Annotated in this window: 21 protein-coding genes; 12 read left to right on the top strand and 9 right to left on the bottom strand. The window is 42.7% G+C overall.

What is annotated here, in order from left to right; translation table 11 throughout:
• Positions 1-45: 45 nt before the first annotated feature.
• Entirely contained in the window at positions 46-483 is a 438-nt protein-coding gene (gene nrdI, locus ACTFWY_RS08005; protein ID WP_005471716.1) for a class Ib ribonucleoside-diphosphate reductase assembly flavoprotein NrdI, read from the bottom strand.
• A 112-nt stretch (positions 484-595) separates the two neighbouring features.
• On the opposite strand from nrdI, the gene gloA2 reads away from it, so the two are divergent.
• Positions 596-973, top strand: a complete 378-nt coding sequence (gloA2, locus tag ACTFWY_RS08010; protein WP_060813623.1) for an SMU1112c/YaeR family gloxylase I-like metalloprotein — start codon at positions 596-598, stop codon at positions 971-973.
• Positions 974-1066: 93 nt separating this feature from the next.
• On the top strand, positions 1067-1633 hold the full coding sequence (locus ACTFWY_RS08015; RefSeq protein WP_228159901.1) for a GNAT family N-acetyltransferase: 567 nt from the start codon (positions 1067-1069) through the stop codon (positions 1631-1633).
• Positions 1634-1638: 5 nt separating this feature from the next.
• Here ACTFWY_RS08015 and ACTFWY_RS08020 read toward each other — a convergent pair whose 3' ends face one another.
• Both ACTFWY_RS08020 and ACTFWY_RS08025 read right to left on the bottom strand, forming a co-directional pair.
• Positions 1639-2160 (bottom strand): LURP-one-related/scramblase family protein, encoded by a 522-nt coding sequence (locus tag ACTFWY_RS08020; RefSeq protein ID WP_003127456.1) that lies wholly within the window; start codon positions 2158-2160, stop codon positions 1639-1641.
• 38 nt (positions 2161-2198) lie between these two features.
• Complete coding sequence (locus ACTFWY_RS08025; RefSeq protein WP_005471720.1) at positions 2199-3068, bottom strand: Cof-type HAD-IIB family hydrolase; 870 nt, start codon at positions 3066-3068, stop codon at positions 2199-2201.
• A 128-nt stretch (positions 3069-3196) separates the two neighbouring features.
• Between ACTFWY_RS08025 and ACTFWY_RS08030 the strand changes: the two genes are divergently transcribed.
• The 5 genes from ACTFWY_RS08030 to ACTFWY_RS08050 all read left to right on the top strand — a co-directional run bounded on the left by ACTFWY_RS08030 (position 3197) and on the right by ACTFWY_RS08050 (position 7234).
• Positions 3197-3886: a uracil-DNA glycosylase gene (locus ACTFWY_RS08030; protein WP_311810922.1), complete on the top strand. Its 690-nt coding sequence runs from the start codon at positions 3197-3199 to the stop codon at positions 3884-3886.
• Positions 3887-4027: 141 nt separating this feature from the next.
• Positions 4028-5011, top strand: coding sequence for a phosphate acetyltransferase (gene pta / locus ACTFWY_RS08035; RefSeq protein WP_003127459.1), 984 nt, complete (start codon positions 4028-4030; stop codon positions 5009-5011).
• A 702-nt stretch (positions 5012-5713) separates the two neighbouring features.
• Positions 5714-6187, top strand: a complete 474-nt coding sequence (tsaE, locus tag ACTFWY_RS08040; RefSeq protein ID WP_003127460.1) for a tRNA (adenosine(37)-N6)-threonylcarbamoyltransferase complex ATPase subunit type 1 TsaE — start codon at positions 5714-5716, stop codon at positions 6185-6187.
• Positions 6180-6707 carry a GNAT family N-acetyltransferase gene (locus ACTFWY_RS08045; RefSeq protein WP_003127461.1) on the top strand — a complete coding sequence of 176 codons (528 nt, stop codon included), beginning with the start codon at positions 6180-6182 and terminating at the stop codon, positions 6705-6707. Before tsaE ends, ACTFWY_RS08045 begins: the two co-directional genes overlap by 8 nt.
• A gap of 5 nt (positions 6708-6712) precedes the next feature.
• On the top strand, positions 6713-7234 hold the full coding sequence (locus tag ACTFWY_RS08050) for a GNAT family N-acetyltransferase (protein ID WP_349703905.1): 522 nt from the start codon (positions 6713-6715) through the stop codon (positions 7232-7234).
• Positions 7235-7280: 46 nt separating this feature from the next.
• On the opposite strand, the gene ACTFWY_RS08055 is transcribed toward ACTFWY_RS08050, so the two are convergent.
• Positions 7281-7814 carry a 3'-5' exonuclease gene (locus tag ACTFWY_RS08055; protein ID WP_005471732.1) on the bottom strand — a complete coding sequence of 178 codons (534 nt, stop codon included), beginning with the start codon at positions 7812-7814 and terminating at the stop codon, positions 7281-7283.
• 106 nt (positions 7815-7920) lie between these two features.
• A complete protein-coding gene (locus ACTFWY_RS08060) occupies positions 7921-8673 on the bottom strand; it encodes an exodeoxyribonuclease III (protein WP_005471734.1) in 753 nt (250 codons plus the stop codon).
• Between the two features lie 90 nt (positions 8674-8763).
• Between ACTFWY_RS08060 and ACTFWY_RS08065 the strand changes: the two genes are divergently transcribed.
• The 3 genes from ACTFWY_RS08065 to ACTFWY_RS08075 all read left to right on the top strand — a co-directional run bounded on the left by ACTFWY_RS08065 (position 8764) and on the right by ACTFWY_RS08075 (position 12071).
• A complete protein-coding gene (locus ACTFWY_RS08065; RefSeq protein WP_003127467.1) occupies positions 8764-9693 on the top strand; it encodes a Gfo/Idh/MocA family protein in 930 nt (309 codons plus the stop codon).
• Between the two features lie 75 nt (positions 9694-9768).
• Positions 9769-10659 carry a UDP-N-acetylmuramate dehydrogenase gene (gene murB / locus ACTFWY_RS08070; RefSeq protein WP_369914735.1) on the top strand — a complete coding sequence of 297 codons (891 nt, stop codon included), beginning with the start codon at positions 9769-9771 and terminating at the stop codon, positions 10657-10659.
• Between the two features lie 251 nt (positions 10660-10910).
• Complete coding sequence (locus ACTFWY_RS08075; RefSeq protein WP_349703906.1) at positions 10911-12071, top strand: hypothetical protein; 1161 nt, start codon at positions 10911-10913, stop codon at positions 12069-12071.
• 92 nt (positions 12072-12163) lie between these two features.
• On the opposite strand, the gene ACTFWY_RS08080 is transcribed toward ACTFWY_RS08075, so the two are convergent.
• From ACTFWY_RS08080 to ACTFWY_RS08095, 4 genes are read right to left on the bottom strand one after another with little or no spacing between them, the layout of a single operon-like run.
• Entirely contained in the window at positions 12164-12799 is a 636-nt protein-coding gene (locus ACTFWY_RS08080; RefSeq protein WP_003127470.1) for an ECF transporter S component, read from the bottom strand.
• Position 12800: 1 nt separating this feature from the next.
• Complete coding sequence (gene coaC, locus ACTFWY_RS08085; protein ID WP_003127471.1) at positions 12801-13358, bottom strand: phosphopantothenoylcysteine decarboxylase; 558 nt, start codon at positions 13356-13358, stop codon at positions 12801-12803.
• A gap of 12 nt (positions 13359-13370) precedes the next feature.
• Positions 13371-14123, bottom strand: a complete 753-nt coding sequence (locus ACTFWY_RS08090) for a phosphopantothenate--cysteine ligase (protein WP_349703907.1) — start codon at positions 14121-14123, stop codon at positions 13371-13373.
• A complete protein-coding gene (locus ACTFWY_RS08095; protein WP_349703908.1) occupies positions 14120-15109 on the bottom strand; it encodes an acrylyl-CoA reductase family protein in 990 nt (329 codons plus the stop codon). The genes ACTFWY_RS08090 and ACTFWY_RS08095 overlap by 4 nt, the downstream gene beginning before the upstream one ends.
• A gap of 361 nt (positions 15110-15470) precedes the next feature.
• Here ACTFWY_RS08095 and ACTFWY_RS08100 point away from each other — a divergent pair, with 361 nt between their 5' ends.
• Both ACTFWY_RS08100 and ACTFWY_RS08105 read left to right on the top strand, forming a co-directional pair.
• A complete protein-coding gene (locus tag ACTFWY_RS08100; RefSeq protein ID WP_003127476.1) occupies positions 15471-16013 on the top strand; it encodes a helix-turn-helix domain-containing protein in 543 nt (180 codons plus the stop codon).
• 16 nt (positions 16014-16029) lie between these two features.
• On the top strand, positions 16030-17118 hold the full coding sequence (locus tag ACTFWY_RS08105; protein ID WP_003127477.1) for an ABC transporter ATP-binding protein: 1089 nt from the start codon (positions 16030-16032) through the stop codon (positions 17116-17118).
• Positions 17119-17127: the final 9 nt, after the last annotated feature.

Raw genomic sequence — 17127 nt, forward strand, 5'->3', positions numbered from 1 at the left:
CGTTTCTAGGAGCAAAAGCAGGATCTAGCTCCTGCTCCTTCCAAGTTAATTGATTTTACGCAAGACATCGTAAATGCGTGCGATGTCCTGCGTTGTTCCTCGCAGTTCAAAATCAGCTAGAAATGGAATCTGGAACTGTTCAGCATATTGTTTGGCAGTCAGGCAGTATTGATAATTGAAATTTTTGTTGCCGCTGCCGATCACACCGCGACAATAGCGGGCATTATCCGCATAATCAATATACTCCCGCATGGTTTCTGTCAAAATTTCCTGATCCCCATTATCTACGCCGTTGCCGCCTTCAAGATAGGTCGGCACAAACACGACAAAAGGTTCGCTTTCTTCTTCGAAAATGGAATTGTCATCAATTTCTTTGACGGACCATTCTAGAGGATGCGCTGTTGGCTGCTGGGCGGCATAGTCCATTAGTCGTTTGACAAATGCCCGGGTATTTCCTGAGATTGAAATATAAAGTAGTTTCATGTCATCACCTTCCGTATCCAGTATAACAGAATCAAAATAAAATAGAGCAGGTCTTTTGTAGCCAAAGGAAGGAAAAATAGGTAAACTAAGTAGATAGAAAAGGAGTGAGCATATGTTTTCTGAGATGCATCATGTGGCCATTATTGCCAGTGATTACCAACGAGCAAAATCATTTTATGTCGACAAATTAGGATTTAAGGTGATCCGTGAGCACCATCGTCCCGAAAAAAACGATACCAAAATCGATTTGGCTTTTGGCTCATCTGAGATTGAGTTGTTTATCGTGGATCAACCACCTAAACGAGCAAGTTATCCGGAAGCAACCGGCTTACGACACTTGGCTTTTCGAGTAACAAACATTGAGAAAGTGGTAGCAGAACTTGAAACAAAAGGAATTACGTGTGAGCCGATTCGCTTTGACAGCTTTACGAATAAAAAAATGACATTCTTCCAAGACCCAGATGGGTTGCCACTGGAACTACACGAATAGTATCGAGGATTCATTCGAAGCGCAACGACACTTTTTTACTTGGGATGACAAAAAAATGCTGTTATTCTGAAGAAAACACAAGGAGGAGAAATCGTGATTCGATTTGCACGAAAAGAAGATCGTTTTGCTATGGCGAAACTTGTTTTAGTCATTTTAAAAGATATGGAATTACCGTTTGTGGCAGAAATAGGAGAAGAAAAAACGCTCGAGATCTTGGCTGAAGCGATGTTAGAGCCTGATTATCGTTATGGTTATACCAGAGGATTGGTCAATGAAATCGATGGACAAGTGGCTGGGGTTGCTTTTGGTTACCCAGATAAAGATGAACCTACCATTGATGAACCGTTAACGAAGATTCTGGAGTCCTACGGTTTGGATAAAGAAATGAAACTGTTCGTTGATCAAGAAACGTTGCAGAACGAATGGTACTTAGATACCATTTGTGTCGATGAAAAATTCCGTGGAAAAGGGGTTGGCTCAGCTTTATTGGCTGCACTGCCAAAAATTGCCCAACGAGATGGCTATACCACAATTGGTTTAAGTGTCGATAAAGCCAATCCACACGCCAAACGTCTCTATGAACGTCACGGTTTTCAAGTGGTTGCTGAACGAAAGATCAGTGGTCATCTATATGATCATATGCAAAAAGAAACCAGTTGAGTATCTCAACTGGTTTCGTTCGTTAATCGTAACTCCAAATGTTGCTGGGTCTTGCGTTTGCGATTGTAGAGCCAATAATCCATAATCGCAGCAATACAAATGCAAACTGGCGCATCCTCATCGTTGACCACATCGATCACATAATAATCGCCAGTCAATAGTGTTGCTTTATCCATTTCCATGATCTTCTTGTTGAAATGATGGATCGCATACCGATGATTGTAGATATCCCCATGGACAGCCCAATGGAGCTGTTGGATATAATAAAAATCCCCAGGCCAGTTGAAAATTTTTTGTAACGTACCTACTTTTTCAAAGTCCTTGTAGATCTCAAATCGTGTGCCAAAGGTAAAACTGATTTGCTTAATACTGGCGACCAGTGTGCCGTCCAAACGATAGAGGGAAAGTGCATCGCCTTTAGTTCCCCAGCGCCCGACCATCAAGAATAACGATTTGCCCTTTTCGTCTTTAACGATCGTTCGCGTGATACTGCTGAGTTGTCTGTCTTGAATAAAAAATTCCGACATATCTACGCCTCCTCTTGTATCCCGAAAAGCTGCGTCAATTATAAATTCTCATCGATTGCCCGAATAATTGCTTTGCCGACTCCTGATTCAATGTTAGTATCCGTCAGATACTTCGCATATTCTTTGACTTCGATTTCCCCGTTACCCATAGCAAAGCTGACACCAGCAAGCTGTATCATGCTGACATCATTCAAGTTGTCACCAATCGTCATGACATCCGACAGTTGAATCGCTCGCTCTTTAGCCACGTGTGCCACCGCGATCCCTTTTTGGGCATTGCGATGATTGATTTCAATATTGTTTTGTCCGGAAGAAGTAACCACTAAGTCGCCATAACCATCGATTTCTTGTGTGATCGGTCCTAAAACACGCGCGCCATCTTGATGGAAGCAAATGATTTTTAAGATTTCCAGATCTTCAATCGCAAACAGTTCATTGAAGTCTTTGACATAATTGATGGGAAGAAAAGCTAGTCGTGCAGCAGTCATGGCAATGGCCATTTTGTGGGTCAGATGGGGCATTGCTTCTGCTGTATGGATCGCAAAATTCTCGATTCGGCGCGTCTGGCTTTCTGAATAAATGCCATTGCTCGTGGAAATCTCAAAATAAATGTCTTTTTCTCTTAATAAGTCCATCAATGAACGGGTTTTTTCTTTAGAAATAGGAACGGTGAATAAAGAAGTTCCTGATTTGTCAAACACTTGTGCACCATTAAGTGTGATCATAGCACAATCAATACCGGCTTCTTGCAAAGGCGGCAGAGCTTCTTTTCGGTTGCGCCCAGTGGCCACCATGAATTCGACTCCTTGGGATTGGGCATATTTGATCGCTTGGATATTTTCTTCTGAAATCTGCATGTTGGCGTTTAGTAAAGTACCATCCATATCAGAAGCGATTAATTTTATCATTGTCAGCGTCCTTTCTTATGGTTTCTATAGAATAGTGTACCACAAATCAGCAATTATTTTTGAGAATGTCTTCTTGTTTCTTAGGCAGATCTTTTGTTATCCTTAACTAAAAGCAAAGGAGCGAGACGATGAGAAAGATTTTAGAAAATGATTGGCAAGAAGTTTTGCAAGCTTCATTCGATCAAACCTATTACCAACAGTTACGGGAATTTTTGAAAGTAGAATATGCAACACAGAAGATCCACCCGGCAATGGACCATATTTATGAAGCACTGAAACTGACTCCGTATCATGAAGTGAAAGTAGTGATCTTAGGACAAGATCCATATCATGGTCCGCATCAAGCCCATGGGTTATCTTTTTCAGTCCAACCCGGAGTACGGATTCCGCCTTCTTTACGCAATATCTATAAGGAATTGCAAAGTGATCTAGGCATCGCGCCAGTCTCTCACGGTTATTTGGTTCCTTGGGCGCAACAAGGAATTTTACTACTAAATACGGTGTTGACAGTTCGTGAAGGACAGGCTTATTCGCATCGAGGCAAAGGATGGGAACGATTGACAGATACTATCATCGAAAAACTGAGTCAACGGGATAAACCAGTGATCTTTGTATTATGGGGAAAACCAGCCCAGCAAAAGAAAGCGTTGATCGATACGAAAAAGCATATCATCATAGAATCTCCCCATCCAAGTCCGTTATCTGCCAGTCGTGGTTTCTTTGGATCGAAACCATTTTCAAAAATCAATCAAGCATTGATTGCGTTAGGTGAATCACCTATCAATTGGCAATTACCAGAAAAAATAGTACAGGTGTGAAACTGTAGTAGTGCAGAAGAGACAGACTGTGAATTGTGTAACAAAAATTATCTTTTTCGATTAGTACAGCATTTTTATCTGTTCTTTTTTTTGCAACTATTGTACAATGTAAGGGTATAAAAAAACTGGAGGTCTTTACCCGTGGAACTATTCGAAAGTTTAAAATTTAAAATCGTGCGTCGTCATATCAAAATCGTTTTCCCAGAAGCAACAGATCCTCGTATCCTTGGTGCAGCAAGCCGTCTACGTTCAGAAGAATTGGTAGAACCAGTTTTGATTGGTAACCCTGCTGAGATTGAAAAAGCAGCGGAAGCTCGAGGAATCAACATCGCTAATTTTGAGATCCTAGATCCTGAAAACTATGACCGGTGGGATGAAATGGTCGAAGCATTTGTTGAGCGCCGAAACGGCAAAGCAACAAAAGAGCAAGCCGAAGAAATCTTAAAAGATGTTAATTATTTTGGTACGATGTTAACTTACATGGGGATCACTGAAGGAATGGTTTCAGGTGCGATCCATTCAACGGGTGATACGGTTAGACCTGCATTGCAGATCATTAAAACAAAACCAGGCGTGAGCCGCACAAGTGGTGCCTTTTTGATGGTTCGTGGTCGTGATCAAGAAAAATACCTATTTTCTGACTGTGCCATCAATGTGAACCCTTCTGCACAAGAATTAGCAGAGATCGCTGTTGATTCAGCAAAAACAGCGGAATTATTTGATATCGATCCAAAAGTTGCTATGCTTAGCTTCTCGACAAAAGGTTCAGCTAAAGCACCAGAAGTCGATAAAGTGGTTGAAGCAACAAAAATTGCCCAAGAATTGGCGCCTGAGTACGAAATCGATGGTGAATTGCAATTCGATGCTGCTTACATTTCAGCTGTCGCTCAATTAAAAGCACCAGAATCAGAAGTAGCTGGTAAAGCAACGGTCTTTGTCTTCCCAGATTTACAATCTGGAAACATTGGCTACAAAATCGCACAACGCTTCGGTAACTTCGAAGCAATTGGACCAATCCTGCAAGGATTGAACAAACCAATCTCAGACCTTTCTCGCGGATCAAACGAAGAAGACGTCTACAAACTATCCATCATCACAGCAGCACAAACATTGATGGATAAATAAGATAACTAATCAAACAACCAAGCCGTTCCTTGACAAAAGGAACGGCTTTTTGCTGCGAATCACTGCGATTGGCTTGCATAGCAAGACAGAGCAGATGATGAGCAGTACTAGGCGACCAAAGGGAGCGTAGTAACCTTCAGCCTGAATCACAACGATTGGCTTGCATAGCAAGACAGAGTTGATGATGAGCAGTACTAGGCGACCAAAGGGAGCGTAGTAACCTTCAGCCTGAATCACTGCGATTGGCTTGCGAAGCAGAGAGCAGATGATGAGCAGCGGGGATCAAAGAAAGCGTGATAACCTTCAGCCTGAATCACTGCGATTGGCTTGCGAAGCAGAGAGCAGATGGTGAGCAGCGGGGACCAAAGAAAGCGTAGTAACCTTCAGCCTAAATCACTGCGATTGGCTCGCGAAGCAGAGAGCAGATGATGTGCAGCGGGGACCAAAGAAAGCGTAGTAACCTCAGTATGAAGCACAACGATTGCCCTTAGAGTGGCATGGAAGTCTAGTTAGCGCAACAAGCTTAGAAACAATTGCAGGCAAAGCAAGATGAGGGGCGTCGCTTCCAAAAATACTGCCCACAGCAGGATAAAAATGGCTTTTCTTTCAAACTCCTTGCGACGGTACGCTCTTTACTTTTGTTTCTAAAACAAGCTATACTAACTACTAACAGCAAGTGAAAAGATAAAGGACGGATCAAACATGATAACGATCGCTGATTTAGATGCAACAGAAAAATTTGCCGAAGTGATTGGCAGAGTGGCCCTGCCTGGAGACAATTTGGTGTTAACTGGGGAACTGGGAGCCGGTAAAACGACGTTGACCAAAGGGATCGCTCGAGGTCTGGGGATCAGTCAACTGATCAAAAGCCCAACCTATACGATTATTCGTGAATATACTGAAGGTCGGTTGCCACTCTATCATATGGATATTTACCGGGTAGAATTTGGCGCATCAGACTTGGGATTAGATGATTATTTTGAAGGTGATGGTCTTTCTGTGATCGAGTGGGGAAATCTTCTGGAAGAGTCTTTACCGGAAGATTATTTGGAACTGATTTTGGAAAAAGATAATACAGAAGAGCAAAAACGCTTTGTGAAATTGCTTACATTTGGTCCGAAAGCTGAGGCTTTCCAACAGCGTATTTTGGCGCAATGGGAGGCAGATAATGAGTGACATTCACTTGACGTTGCGTGAGGCTCGGGGCGAAGATGCGGCAGAACTCTTGGCAGTCAGTCAAAAGATTGGTCAAGAAACTGACTTTTTGGTCATGGATGAAACAGGCCTCGCCCTGCCTGAAGCAATGTTGGCACAGCAACTAGAAAGCTTGTATGAACAAGACAATCACCTCCTATTGTTAGCCCTTGATGGAGAACGAATTATTGGTATGGCTTCTATCAAAGGTTATTCGGAATGGCGCATGGCCCATGTAGGAGAAATAGGTCTATCGATTTTAAAAGACTATTGGGGAATGGGACTAGGGTCACTTCTTTTAGAAGAATTGCTTGAATGGGTCAGTGAAGTAGGGTTGTTGACACGCTTGGAGTTGACGGTCCAAGCGCGCAATGAACGAGCTATCCATTTATATCAGAAGTACGGATTTGAAATTGAAGGTTGTATGAAACAAGCCGCCCAAACAAAAGATGGGCAACGAATTGATGTTCTAATGATGGCAAAATTAGTTGATGAGGAGTGAGAAGGATGATCCTGCTTGTTGAACCGGCCCTAGCAGACAAAGAACAGTTAACAGCTTATCGCGCATCATTTTTAGAAGACAATGAAACTATCCACGGAGGTTCTGGGCTAGAAACAGCGGAGACAATCGAAAAATGGCTTGAACTGCAAGAAGCCTACAAATCACCGGCAACTGTTCCTGCTAGTCATGTCATTAGTCGGGTTTATCTTGCAAAACAAGCAGATACAGTCATCGGAATCTTGAATCTGCGGCTAGAGCTCAACGACTATTTGCTGCAGCAAGGCGGTCATATCGGTTATTTTGTGAAAAAAACGTATCGCCAAAAAGGATATGGGACAGCAATGCTTGCTCAATCCTTGTCGATTGCCAAAAGCTTCGGAATAGAAAAAGTACTGGTGACATGCGATGCTCACAATCAAGCATCTGCTAAGGTCATTGAAAAAAATGGTGGTCAATTAGAAGATATATGGATCGATCCGGTAAATGGGAATAGTACTCGTCGCTATTGGCTTTCAACAAATAACTGAAAGACAAAAGAGTAAGAAAGTAAGAAGAAAAGTAAAAAACTGATACTCATTTTACGAGTACCAGTTTTTTTAATGGGTCGATCCCGAAATCGTTTTCTTGACGTAATAAGATCTGAGCACAGGCACGACTATCTTCAAGGGCATCGTGGTGATTCAGCAAAGGAATCTGCAGCTGTTGGCAGACAGTATTCAGCTTGTGATTCTCGAATTCAGGATAGAGTTTGCGGCTTGTACGTACTGTACAGAGTGAAAGATAATTTGGCTGTTCTATCCCATAGTAATCAAGACATCCAGCTAAAACGCCAGTATCGAAACCAGCATTGTGGGCAACGATCAGACTGTTGAGATTATAATATTGCTGGATTTGTTTCCAAATGTCAGGAAATTTAGGAGCATTGACGACGTCTTCCGGATGAATGCCATGGATTTGGATATTTTTCCAAAAGAAATCTGTCTCCGGCTGGATCAACGTGTAGTATTCTCCAACAATTTTACTGTCCCGAACCATGACTAATGCCAATGAACAAGCACTGTGCTTTTGATAATTGGCTGTTTCAAAGTCCATTGCGATAAAATTCATTGCCTTCACCTCAAAGCTATTCTAGCACAAATCTTTGAAATGAAAAGATACAAGATTTTTTTGGCAGGATGGCCGATAGGACACAGCGAAAGAATATGGTAAGCAATTAGTTTAACTGCAATTCGACGGGGCAATGATCACTGCCTAAGATTTCTGTATGGATTTTTGCATCAACCAGGCGGTCATTTAAATCGTCTGAAACAACGAAGTAATCGATGCGCCATCCAGCATTATTTTTGCGCGCATTAAACCGGTAACTCCACCAAGAATAAATCCCTTCAGCATCGGGATAAAAGTAGCGGAAAGTATCCGTAAAGCCTGCTGAAAGTAAGGTTGAAAATTTTTCTCGTTCTTCAGGAGTGAAGCCGGCGTTTTTTTGGTTGGTTTTCCAGTTTTTAAGATCAATGTTTTGATGAGCGACGTTCAAGTCACCGCATAGGATAACTGGCTTTTGCTGTTTCAGATCGGTCAGATAGGCACGAAAAGCATCTTCCCATGTCATGCGATAATCGAGACGACGCAATTCATTTTGGGCGTTTGGTGTATAGCAAGTGACTAAAAAGAATTCGGGGTATTCCAGTGTGATCACCCGGCCTTCGGCATCATGTTCCTCGATGCCAATCCCATAATGGGCAGCAAGTGCCGGTTCCTTAGCAAAGATCGCTGTACCAGAGTATCCTTTCTTTTCTGCATAATTCCAGTATTGCGTGTATCCTGGCAGATCCAACTCGATCTGCCCTGCTTGCAGCTTCGTTTCTTGCAAACAAAAGAAGTCTGCATCGAAGGTCTCAAAGGCTTCTAAAAAGTTCTTTTTGACGATTGCTCGTAAGCCATTCACGTTCCAAGAAATAAATTTCATATTTGTCCTCCTCGGTTCAACTATATTTTCCATTCTACCGAAAAAAAGTGTAAGATTAAAGCAAGACGTAACGTTTAGGAGGAATCAGTCATGAAGATCGGTGTTATCGGGTTAGGAAATATTGCACAAAAAGCATACTTGCCAAGTTATATTGCATTGCAGGATCAAGCGGATTTTTATTTTGCCACCCGGCGTGAATCCGTTCAGAAAGAATTGCAGCAACGCTATCGGTTGGCGCATATGTACACTAATTTAGACGAGCTGATCGATCAGGGAATCGAGGCTTGTTTCATTCATACAGCTACTGGCAGCCACTATGAGTTGATCAAAAAATGTCTGACAGAAGGAATCCATGTCTTTGTCGATAAACCGGTCAGCGAGAATTTTGCTGAAGTAGAAGAATTGTTTGCTCTAGCTAAAGCAAAACAAAAGTTGTTGATGGTCGGCTTCAATCGCCGCTTTGCCCCGATGGTCGATCAATTAAAACAAATTCCGGATAAGCGGATGATTTATCTGTCAAAACACCGGCAAGCTGCTAGTCATGATACCAAGTATGTGATCTATGATCTCTTCTTACATTTGGTGGATACTGGTGTCTATTTATTGGATGAACCGATCATCGCGCATACTAGTCAGATCAAAGAATCAGCGGATGGATTGGAGACGGCCACACTGATCTTGGAAACAGCACATACAACGGCGATTTTGACGATGGATCTCAAGAGTGGTGCCAATACGGAAGATTACCGGATCACCGCCAAAAGCGGAACCTATGATGTGAGGAATTTGACTGCTCTTACGGAGTATGTGGAGGGGAAAACGGTGGAACATGAGTTTGGCGATTGGGAAACAACGTTGAACAAACGAGGGTTCTATCCATTAGTTTCGGCATTTATTGCAGCAGTCGCCGATCCAACAGCTATCGATCTGCGACAAGCGCAAGTGATAGACAGTCACCAGCTTTGCCAAGAAATGATCGCTGCCAATCATCGGGCAAAAAGTGATTCTTTAGAGAAGTAGCAACTTTTCAATGAACATGCTAAAATAAGGAAGATGTTTAATGTGAAAGGACTCTTTCTTGTGAATAAAGAATTAATGATCAAGCAATTTCCAGAAATTGCGTTACTAAAAGATGAAGCTTTATTGAATTATACGTATACGAAAACAGGAGGGCCTGCAGATATCCTGGCTTTTCCCAAATCAGCAAAAGAAGTAGAACAAATTGTCGCCTATTGTCGAGAAACTGATACTCCTTGGTTGGTCTTAGGCAATGCTAGCAACTTGATCGTTCGTGATGGTGGGATTCGCGGTGTTGTGATCATGCTATCAGAAATGAATCAGATAACGGTAGAAGATACCACTTTGATCGTCGAAGCAGGCGCGAAGCTGATCGATACAACGTATGTGGCACTCCATGAATCGTTGACAGGATTTGAGTTTGCTTGCGGGATTCCAGGAAGCGTCGGGGGAGCGGTATTTATGAATGCCGGTGCTTATGATGGTGAGATTCAAGATATTTTTGCGTCCTGTGATGTCTTGCTCGCAGATGGCCGCGTCGTGACTATGATGAAAGAAGAGATGGCGTTTTCTTATCGCCACAGTACGCTTCAAGACCAACATGCGATCATTCTGTCGGCTCGTTTTGATTTGGCGCAAGGGGATCAAGATCAAATCAAGAAACGAATGGATGAGTTGACGGAACTCCGTCAGCTGAAACAACCATTAGAATATCCTTCTTGCGGCAGTGTCTTCAAGCGGCCTGTTGGTCATTTCACTGGCAAGTTGATTCAAGACGCCGGTTTACAAGGATTGAAATGGGGCGGCGCGCAAATTTCTGAAAAGCATGCTGGCTTCATCGTCAATGTCGATCATGCTACAGCAACGGACTATGTGGAACTGATCGCTCATATCCAACAAGTGATCAAGGAGCGATTTGATGTCCAGTTAGAGACAGAAGTGCGTATTATCGGAGAAGAAGCAAAATAATTCAACATGTTCGTAATTGTGACAACGTCTGATGACAAATCGATATCTGAAGAATGAATGTATTGCAAGGCTTCGTAAGGCATCGTTGCGATGTATCGAGAACCTATAGCATTACTTGAATCTTTCAGAACGGTTGTTTATTTGGGCAGTTGTCACATTTTTTATTAAAAAGGGCAATGGGAAGGCTGTACTATTTGTCTACCCATTCCGTCTTGGCTACAATAAAGAAAAGGGGAAAATGGAGGGATAGTATGAAAAAGTGGTTGGGTATTGGCTTGTTGGTTGGGCTATTCTTTTTAACCGGTTGTACGAAATTACCGCAGGATCAGTTTGCTGATGGGTTAACAGTACAAAAAGATATGAATGCTGGTGACTTTAGCGTGACGATCGATACATTTGAATTTGCTGGCGAGGACAGCCAAAATTCACAAGAAAGCATGATCGCAGGGATGATTTTCTCCCAGTTGGCGGGAACCAAGATCACAGGAAATTTTGTTGAAGATCCAAAAAGCAAAAATATTCGTTTGGATGCCTCACTGTCTTCTGGAGAAATCGATGTTCCACTGAATCTTTTGATCGATGGGAAGAGCCATGACACCTACCTTTCAGCAGAAATCGTTGAGGCAATGAGCAATCTGTTTGCATTTGATACATTCGGTACATCGGATACGTTTGCATCGGATACATTTGATAGCAGCGAAACGCCAGATACGATGGGTAAAGATAAATATATTCGTCTGTCACCAGATGAGATGTCAGATCTTGACACGGACCAGCTATTGAACAATAGCTTATTTTCTTCTGAGACATTGGCAGAGTATGTCAAAACGTTGGATCGTGAATCTTTTAAAAGAGATGGTGACACCATCACGCATACATTCACAAAACAAGAGCTGTTGGACTTTGTTGACTATGCCAAAAAACAAAAGGCAGACACTAGTGAGATTACGCAGTGGGAAGATCTGCTGAAAGACAGTGAGCGTATTGATTTGACTGTATCTGTCAATGCAAAGAAACAAAACCAAAAAGTTGTGATGAACATGACCCAATCTGGCGAGCTGCCTTTGGCTATTGGGATCACGTTTACTATCAGCGGCAAACAAAGTGATGAAAAAGTCCAGTTACCTGCTTCAGAAAATGTCGTTGATCAGCAAGAGTTTTTTGATTCCTATCAAGAAGACTCTTTTTGGGATGACAGTTATTACGGCGATGATCCCCTCTCTGATGAAGATTGGACAAATTATACGCTAACAGACGAGGAGTTTGACCAATTATTAGAGATGGTTGCCACTGATCTACAGGGCATGACGGATGAAGAAATCGCTGATTTTTTGTTGATTTATGAAGACTTACTGACCGAAGAACAGTACCAGCGTTTGGCTGAGGCATTGCAAGTAAGCCAAAATTTATGAGCAGCATAAAGGAACACTAAAAAAAGAGCCATTGAAGCAAGCTTATCAAGCTGCTTCAATGGCTCTTTTTGTTTGAAGTTCTTTCAAATGAATCAAAAACGTGGCTTTTTCGTCAATCTCAGTAATACAGAAGCAACAGCCATGGTCGCAATTCCTGCAACGATCGCCTCTGGGATACCTTGTGTCAAAATAACGCCAAGGATGGCAGTATAGACGGCAGTTCCAGCATTACCGATCGCAGCGGCATATTCTTGTTGGAATAAAAAGTAGATGAGGTTCATCACGAGAATCGTATTCGTCAATCCTCCAGCGATTCCAGCAATCAGCAACGAAGTGCTTTGCCGCTTGTTTTGCCACATTTTCTGGCAGGCTTTAAAGACAAAATAAGGGACGATTCCGATCAGAATGCGAGGAATCAGAGCAACCAAAATCGCTTTCCAACTTCCATGATCCATGCCATAGACTGGGACAAATGGCGAGAACACAAAAGAAAGCGGCGAGATGATCCACGTTGAACGGACCATACTAATGATGCCAAAAGCCCCTCCCAGAAAGCCGCCGATCCGTGGTCCTAAAATGATGGAAGCAATGATCACGGGAATGTGCATCGTAGTAGCATTGATCGGACCTAAAGGAATGAACCCTAGAAAAGGAACGGATGCTAAAAGAATCAAGATCCCCAGGAAAAATGCAGTTAAAACTAAATCAAAAGTGGCTATTTTTTTCATGTTAGACTCCTCGTACTTCCAATGCTGCAACAGCTTGTTCAACGATCGCTTCCACGGTCGCCAGCGCGCCGCGGCCGAAATCCCCGCAAGCCAACAAGGCTTCGCGAGGAGCGATCTCTTGATAACCGACCTCTTTCAAAATGGCTAGATTTCGTTGCACGATTGGATTTTGATACATATTGGTATTCATCGCTGGTGCAATCAGTTTTGGTACCTCCGCAGTCAATGCCAAAGCGACCGTTGAGATCAGATCATCTGCTAAACCATGAGCCAATTTACCAATCAAGTTGGCACTGGCTGGTGCGATCAAGAAAAGGTCCGCTTGCTTCGCTAATTCGATATGGTTGATCCGGTCAGGTTGGCGTTCTTGCATCACATCCACATGGATTGGTCGCTTAGATAATGACTGGAGAGTCAATGGTGTGATGAATTGCGTACTATTAGCAGTCATCATCACGTCGACTGCATACCCTCGTTTTGTCAACTCATTCGCGATATCCGCTGCTTTATAAGCGGAGATACTTCCGCTAATACCTAATAATACATGTTTTTGTTTCATTTTAATTCCTCCTTATCCAAGGGGCTCTTCATTTTTCAATAATGTATCTACGATCAATGCGGCAATTTCTAGCTTAGTATGGCCGGTACCGATTTTTTTATCGGCAGTTAGTAAGTGACCAATATGCTGATCTTCTTTGATCGTAGTCAAGTCATTGGCCAAGACATAATCTGCTTGATTTTTAGCTAGACTATCACGGGCTACTTGAAAAAGTGTTTCTTCCGAAACATCGACTAATAATTTGAAACCCACCAACTTTGTCTGAGGTTGTTTTGCTTTGATTCGCTGGATCACTTTAGGTGTTTTCTTTAAGACCATCACTAGATGATCAGTATTCGAAGAGAGTTTACCTGACAGTTCCATTGATTGTGCTACTAATGTCTCTAACAACTCAGGAGATACTTGGTTGTCAAATTGTGGAAGCAGCTGATTGATCGCTGTCAAGAATGCTTCTTGTGACCAACTGTTAGCAGGTGTGAAATCACTGACCGCCATGCTGTGGATCACTGCAAAGTAAGTATGTGCCAATAATAAGGACTCAAGACAATTCAGTAATCCAAGAGTGCCTTCGATATAGTGGACCGTCAATCGTGAATCGTTAGCTGGCTGTTTTGCTTGACGAGTTGTGACATAATCAATTTCAATCCCTTTTTCTAATAACGCTTCAGCGATGGCTTTGCCTAATGAACCTGTTGAATGATTCGTGATCGCCCGTACTGAATCAATTTTTTCGGAAGTCCCGCCGGCAGTGATCAATATTCTCATGCTTCTGATGCCACCTTGACGATCGTCCGACCTTGATGGGTACCGGCTAATAAGGATGCGAGTGTTTCCGGCAATGTTTCAAAGGTAATCTCATGACTATGCAGCTGATCTGCGACATACCAGCCTGTTGCTAGACGTTGCCAAAGTTCGTTACGAGTGGCAGTGTCAACATTGACCGAGTCAATACCGATCACGCGGATGCCGCGAAGAATAAAGGGTAAAACCGTCGTTTTGATGTTGATCCCCCCAGCATTTCCGCATAAAAAGGCACCGCCGCCGTAACGGATTTGCGGCAATAATGCGGAAAGAAGGGAACCACCGACGGTATCAATAACTGCCGCTACTGTCTGCTTCGCCAGCGGTTTGATTTTTTCTGGTTGCCAATCAGCTGGATCAGTGATTTTGGTTGCTCCTAGTGCCAATAACCAGTCTGCCTCTTTTTTACGAGAAAGTGCGACGATGTTTGTATAGCCTAACTTATGCAGCAATGCGATGCTGATACTTCCGACACCTCCGGAAGCTCCGGTAATGACGATCGGCGCTTCTTTTTCAAGGGCAAGTTTTTCAAGTTCGGTGACAGCCAGTGCAGCAGTAAAGCCAGCAGTACCATAACGCATACTATCTTTAGCCGATAAGGTTTCTGGTCGTTTGATCAGCCAATCAGCCGGTACCCGTTGGTATTGGCTGAAGCCACCGGGATGAGAAACACCTAGGCCGTAACCTGTCAGCAGTACTTGGTCGCCGGTTGAAAAATCCGGACTTTGACTTTCAATGACTTCACCAGCCAAGTCGATGCCTGGTGTCATCGGATAGGTACGGATAACGCCGCCATTTTCTTTAGCTGCTAAAGCATCTTTATAATTGACATCGGAATAAGCGACTTTGACAAGAACGTCTCCCTCAGGTAAATCTGTCAGTTTGCAGGTCTTTAAAGTGGCAGTAAATGTTGGTTCATTTGTTACGATATAAGACGAAAATTCTATCATTCAAGGCAACTCCTTTAATGGTTTGAACTCATGATACCATAATCTGGTTGATTTTTAATCATTGTTGCGAAACAGATGATTATTCATGAGCCAATTTCTTCGTTAGAATGAGAGAAGGGTATTGAGAGCTACTGAATGAAAATGGCTAAATAAAGGCATTATGTGACAGCTGCCCATTGGCTGCAGCTCATTTAGTCAATAAGAAAGCTTCGAAAAATTCTCTTCAAAAAAGGTAAAAAAAGACTTGTTTTTTTTAGAAAAGTTTGTATACTGGAAAAAGTGAAATTAAACTTGAAGTTTACTATTAGCAAACTTTTTTGTAGGATTTTTTTACTATATTTATGATCGAGGGGGAATGTAGATGGAGATTGGCGAGAAGCTCCGCAATTTGCGGGTCCAAAAAAATCTGACACAAGAAGAATTAGGGGAACGAACCGATTTATCCAAAGGGTACATCTCCCAATTAGAAAGGGATTTAAGTTCACCCTCAATGGAAACTTTTTTTACGATTTTAGAAGTCCTTGGAGTGACCCCGGAAGAATTTTTCCGTCAAGAAAATGCAGACCATCAAGTGGTCTATCGAGAAGAAGACAGTACGAGTTATTATGATGAAGAAAATGGCTATGAACTGCGGTGGCTGATTCCAGACTCGAATGAAAAAGAGATGGAGCCAGTCGTGTTGACTTTTGAGAAAGCCGGCGAGTATAAGACATTTGAACCTTCTTTAGCGGAAACTTTTATTTATGTTTTGGAAGGAACGATTGCACTGAGCCTCGGGGAATCAGAATACAAAGCACGTAAGGGACAGTCCATTTATTACCAAGCAACAGAACCGCATCAATTGAGAAATATCGGCCGGCAAAAAAGCCGCGCCTTGATCGTTGTAACTGATTCTTATTTATGATTTAGGGGGAAAAAGTGTGGGAAAAACAATTATTTCGTTCAATAACGTGGTCAAGCGATTTGATGACGATGAAACCGTCTTGAAAAATGTTAGTTTTGATATTGAAGAAGGGCGTTTTTATACGCTTTTAGGTCCTTCAGGATGTGGGAAAACCACGATCTTACGGATCATTGCCGGATTTTCCGAAGCAACAGAAGGCGATGTTTACTTTGATGGCCAGCGTATCAACGATGTTCCGGCAAATCAGCGACAAGTTAATACTGTCTTTCAGGACTATGCGTTGTTTCCACATATGAACGTGTTCGAGAATGTGGCTTTTGGCTTACGGATCAAGAAGCTGCCGAAAGACGAAGTCACAAAGAAAGTCAAAGAAGCATTGCGATTGGTCCAACTTCCAGGTTACGAAAATCGTGAGATCAGTGAAATGTCCGGTGGACAGCGTCAACGGGTGGCGATTGCGCGAGCGATCGTCAATGAGCCGAAAGTTTTACTCTTAGATGAACCTTTGTCAGCTTTAGACTTGAAATTACGAACAGACATGCAGTACGAATTGCGGGAACTGCAGCAGCGATTAGGAATTACCTTTATCTTTGTGACCCACGATCAAGAAGAAGCATTAGCGATGAGTGATGAGATCTTCGTCATGAATAAAGGAAAGATCATTCAAAGTGGAACACCGGTAGACATTTATGACGAGCCGATCAATCATTTTGTGGCGGACTTCGTCGGCGAAAGTAATATCGTGAATGGCACGATGATCGATGATAATTTAGTCGAGTTTGTCGGCAAACGCTTCGAGTGCGTGGATGGCGGTATGCGGGCGAATGAACCCGTTGAAATCGTGATCCGCCCAGAAGATCTAAGTTTGACCACCGCTGAGAAAGGGAAATTGATCGTTGAGGTAGACACGCAATTGTTCCGCGGCGTACATTATGAAATCATTTGTTACGATGAACAAGGCAATGAATGGATGGTCCATTCGACTAGAAAAGCCAAAGAAGGCAGCAAGATCGGTTTGTTTTTTGAGCCTGAAGACATTCATGTCATGCGTTTCAATGAATCAGAAGAAGATTTTGATGCTCGTTTAGAGAGCTACGAAGATTAGGAGGGAGCA

The sequence above is a fragment of the Enterococcus sp. 125944 genome (assembly GCF_051909435.1).
Lineage (GTDB): Bacteria > Bacillota > Bacilli > Lactobacillales > Enterococcaceae > Enterococcus_D > Enterococcus_D gallinarum.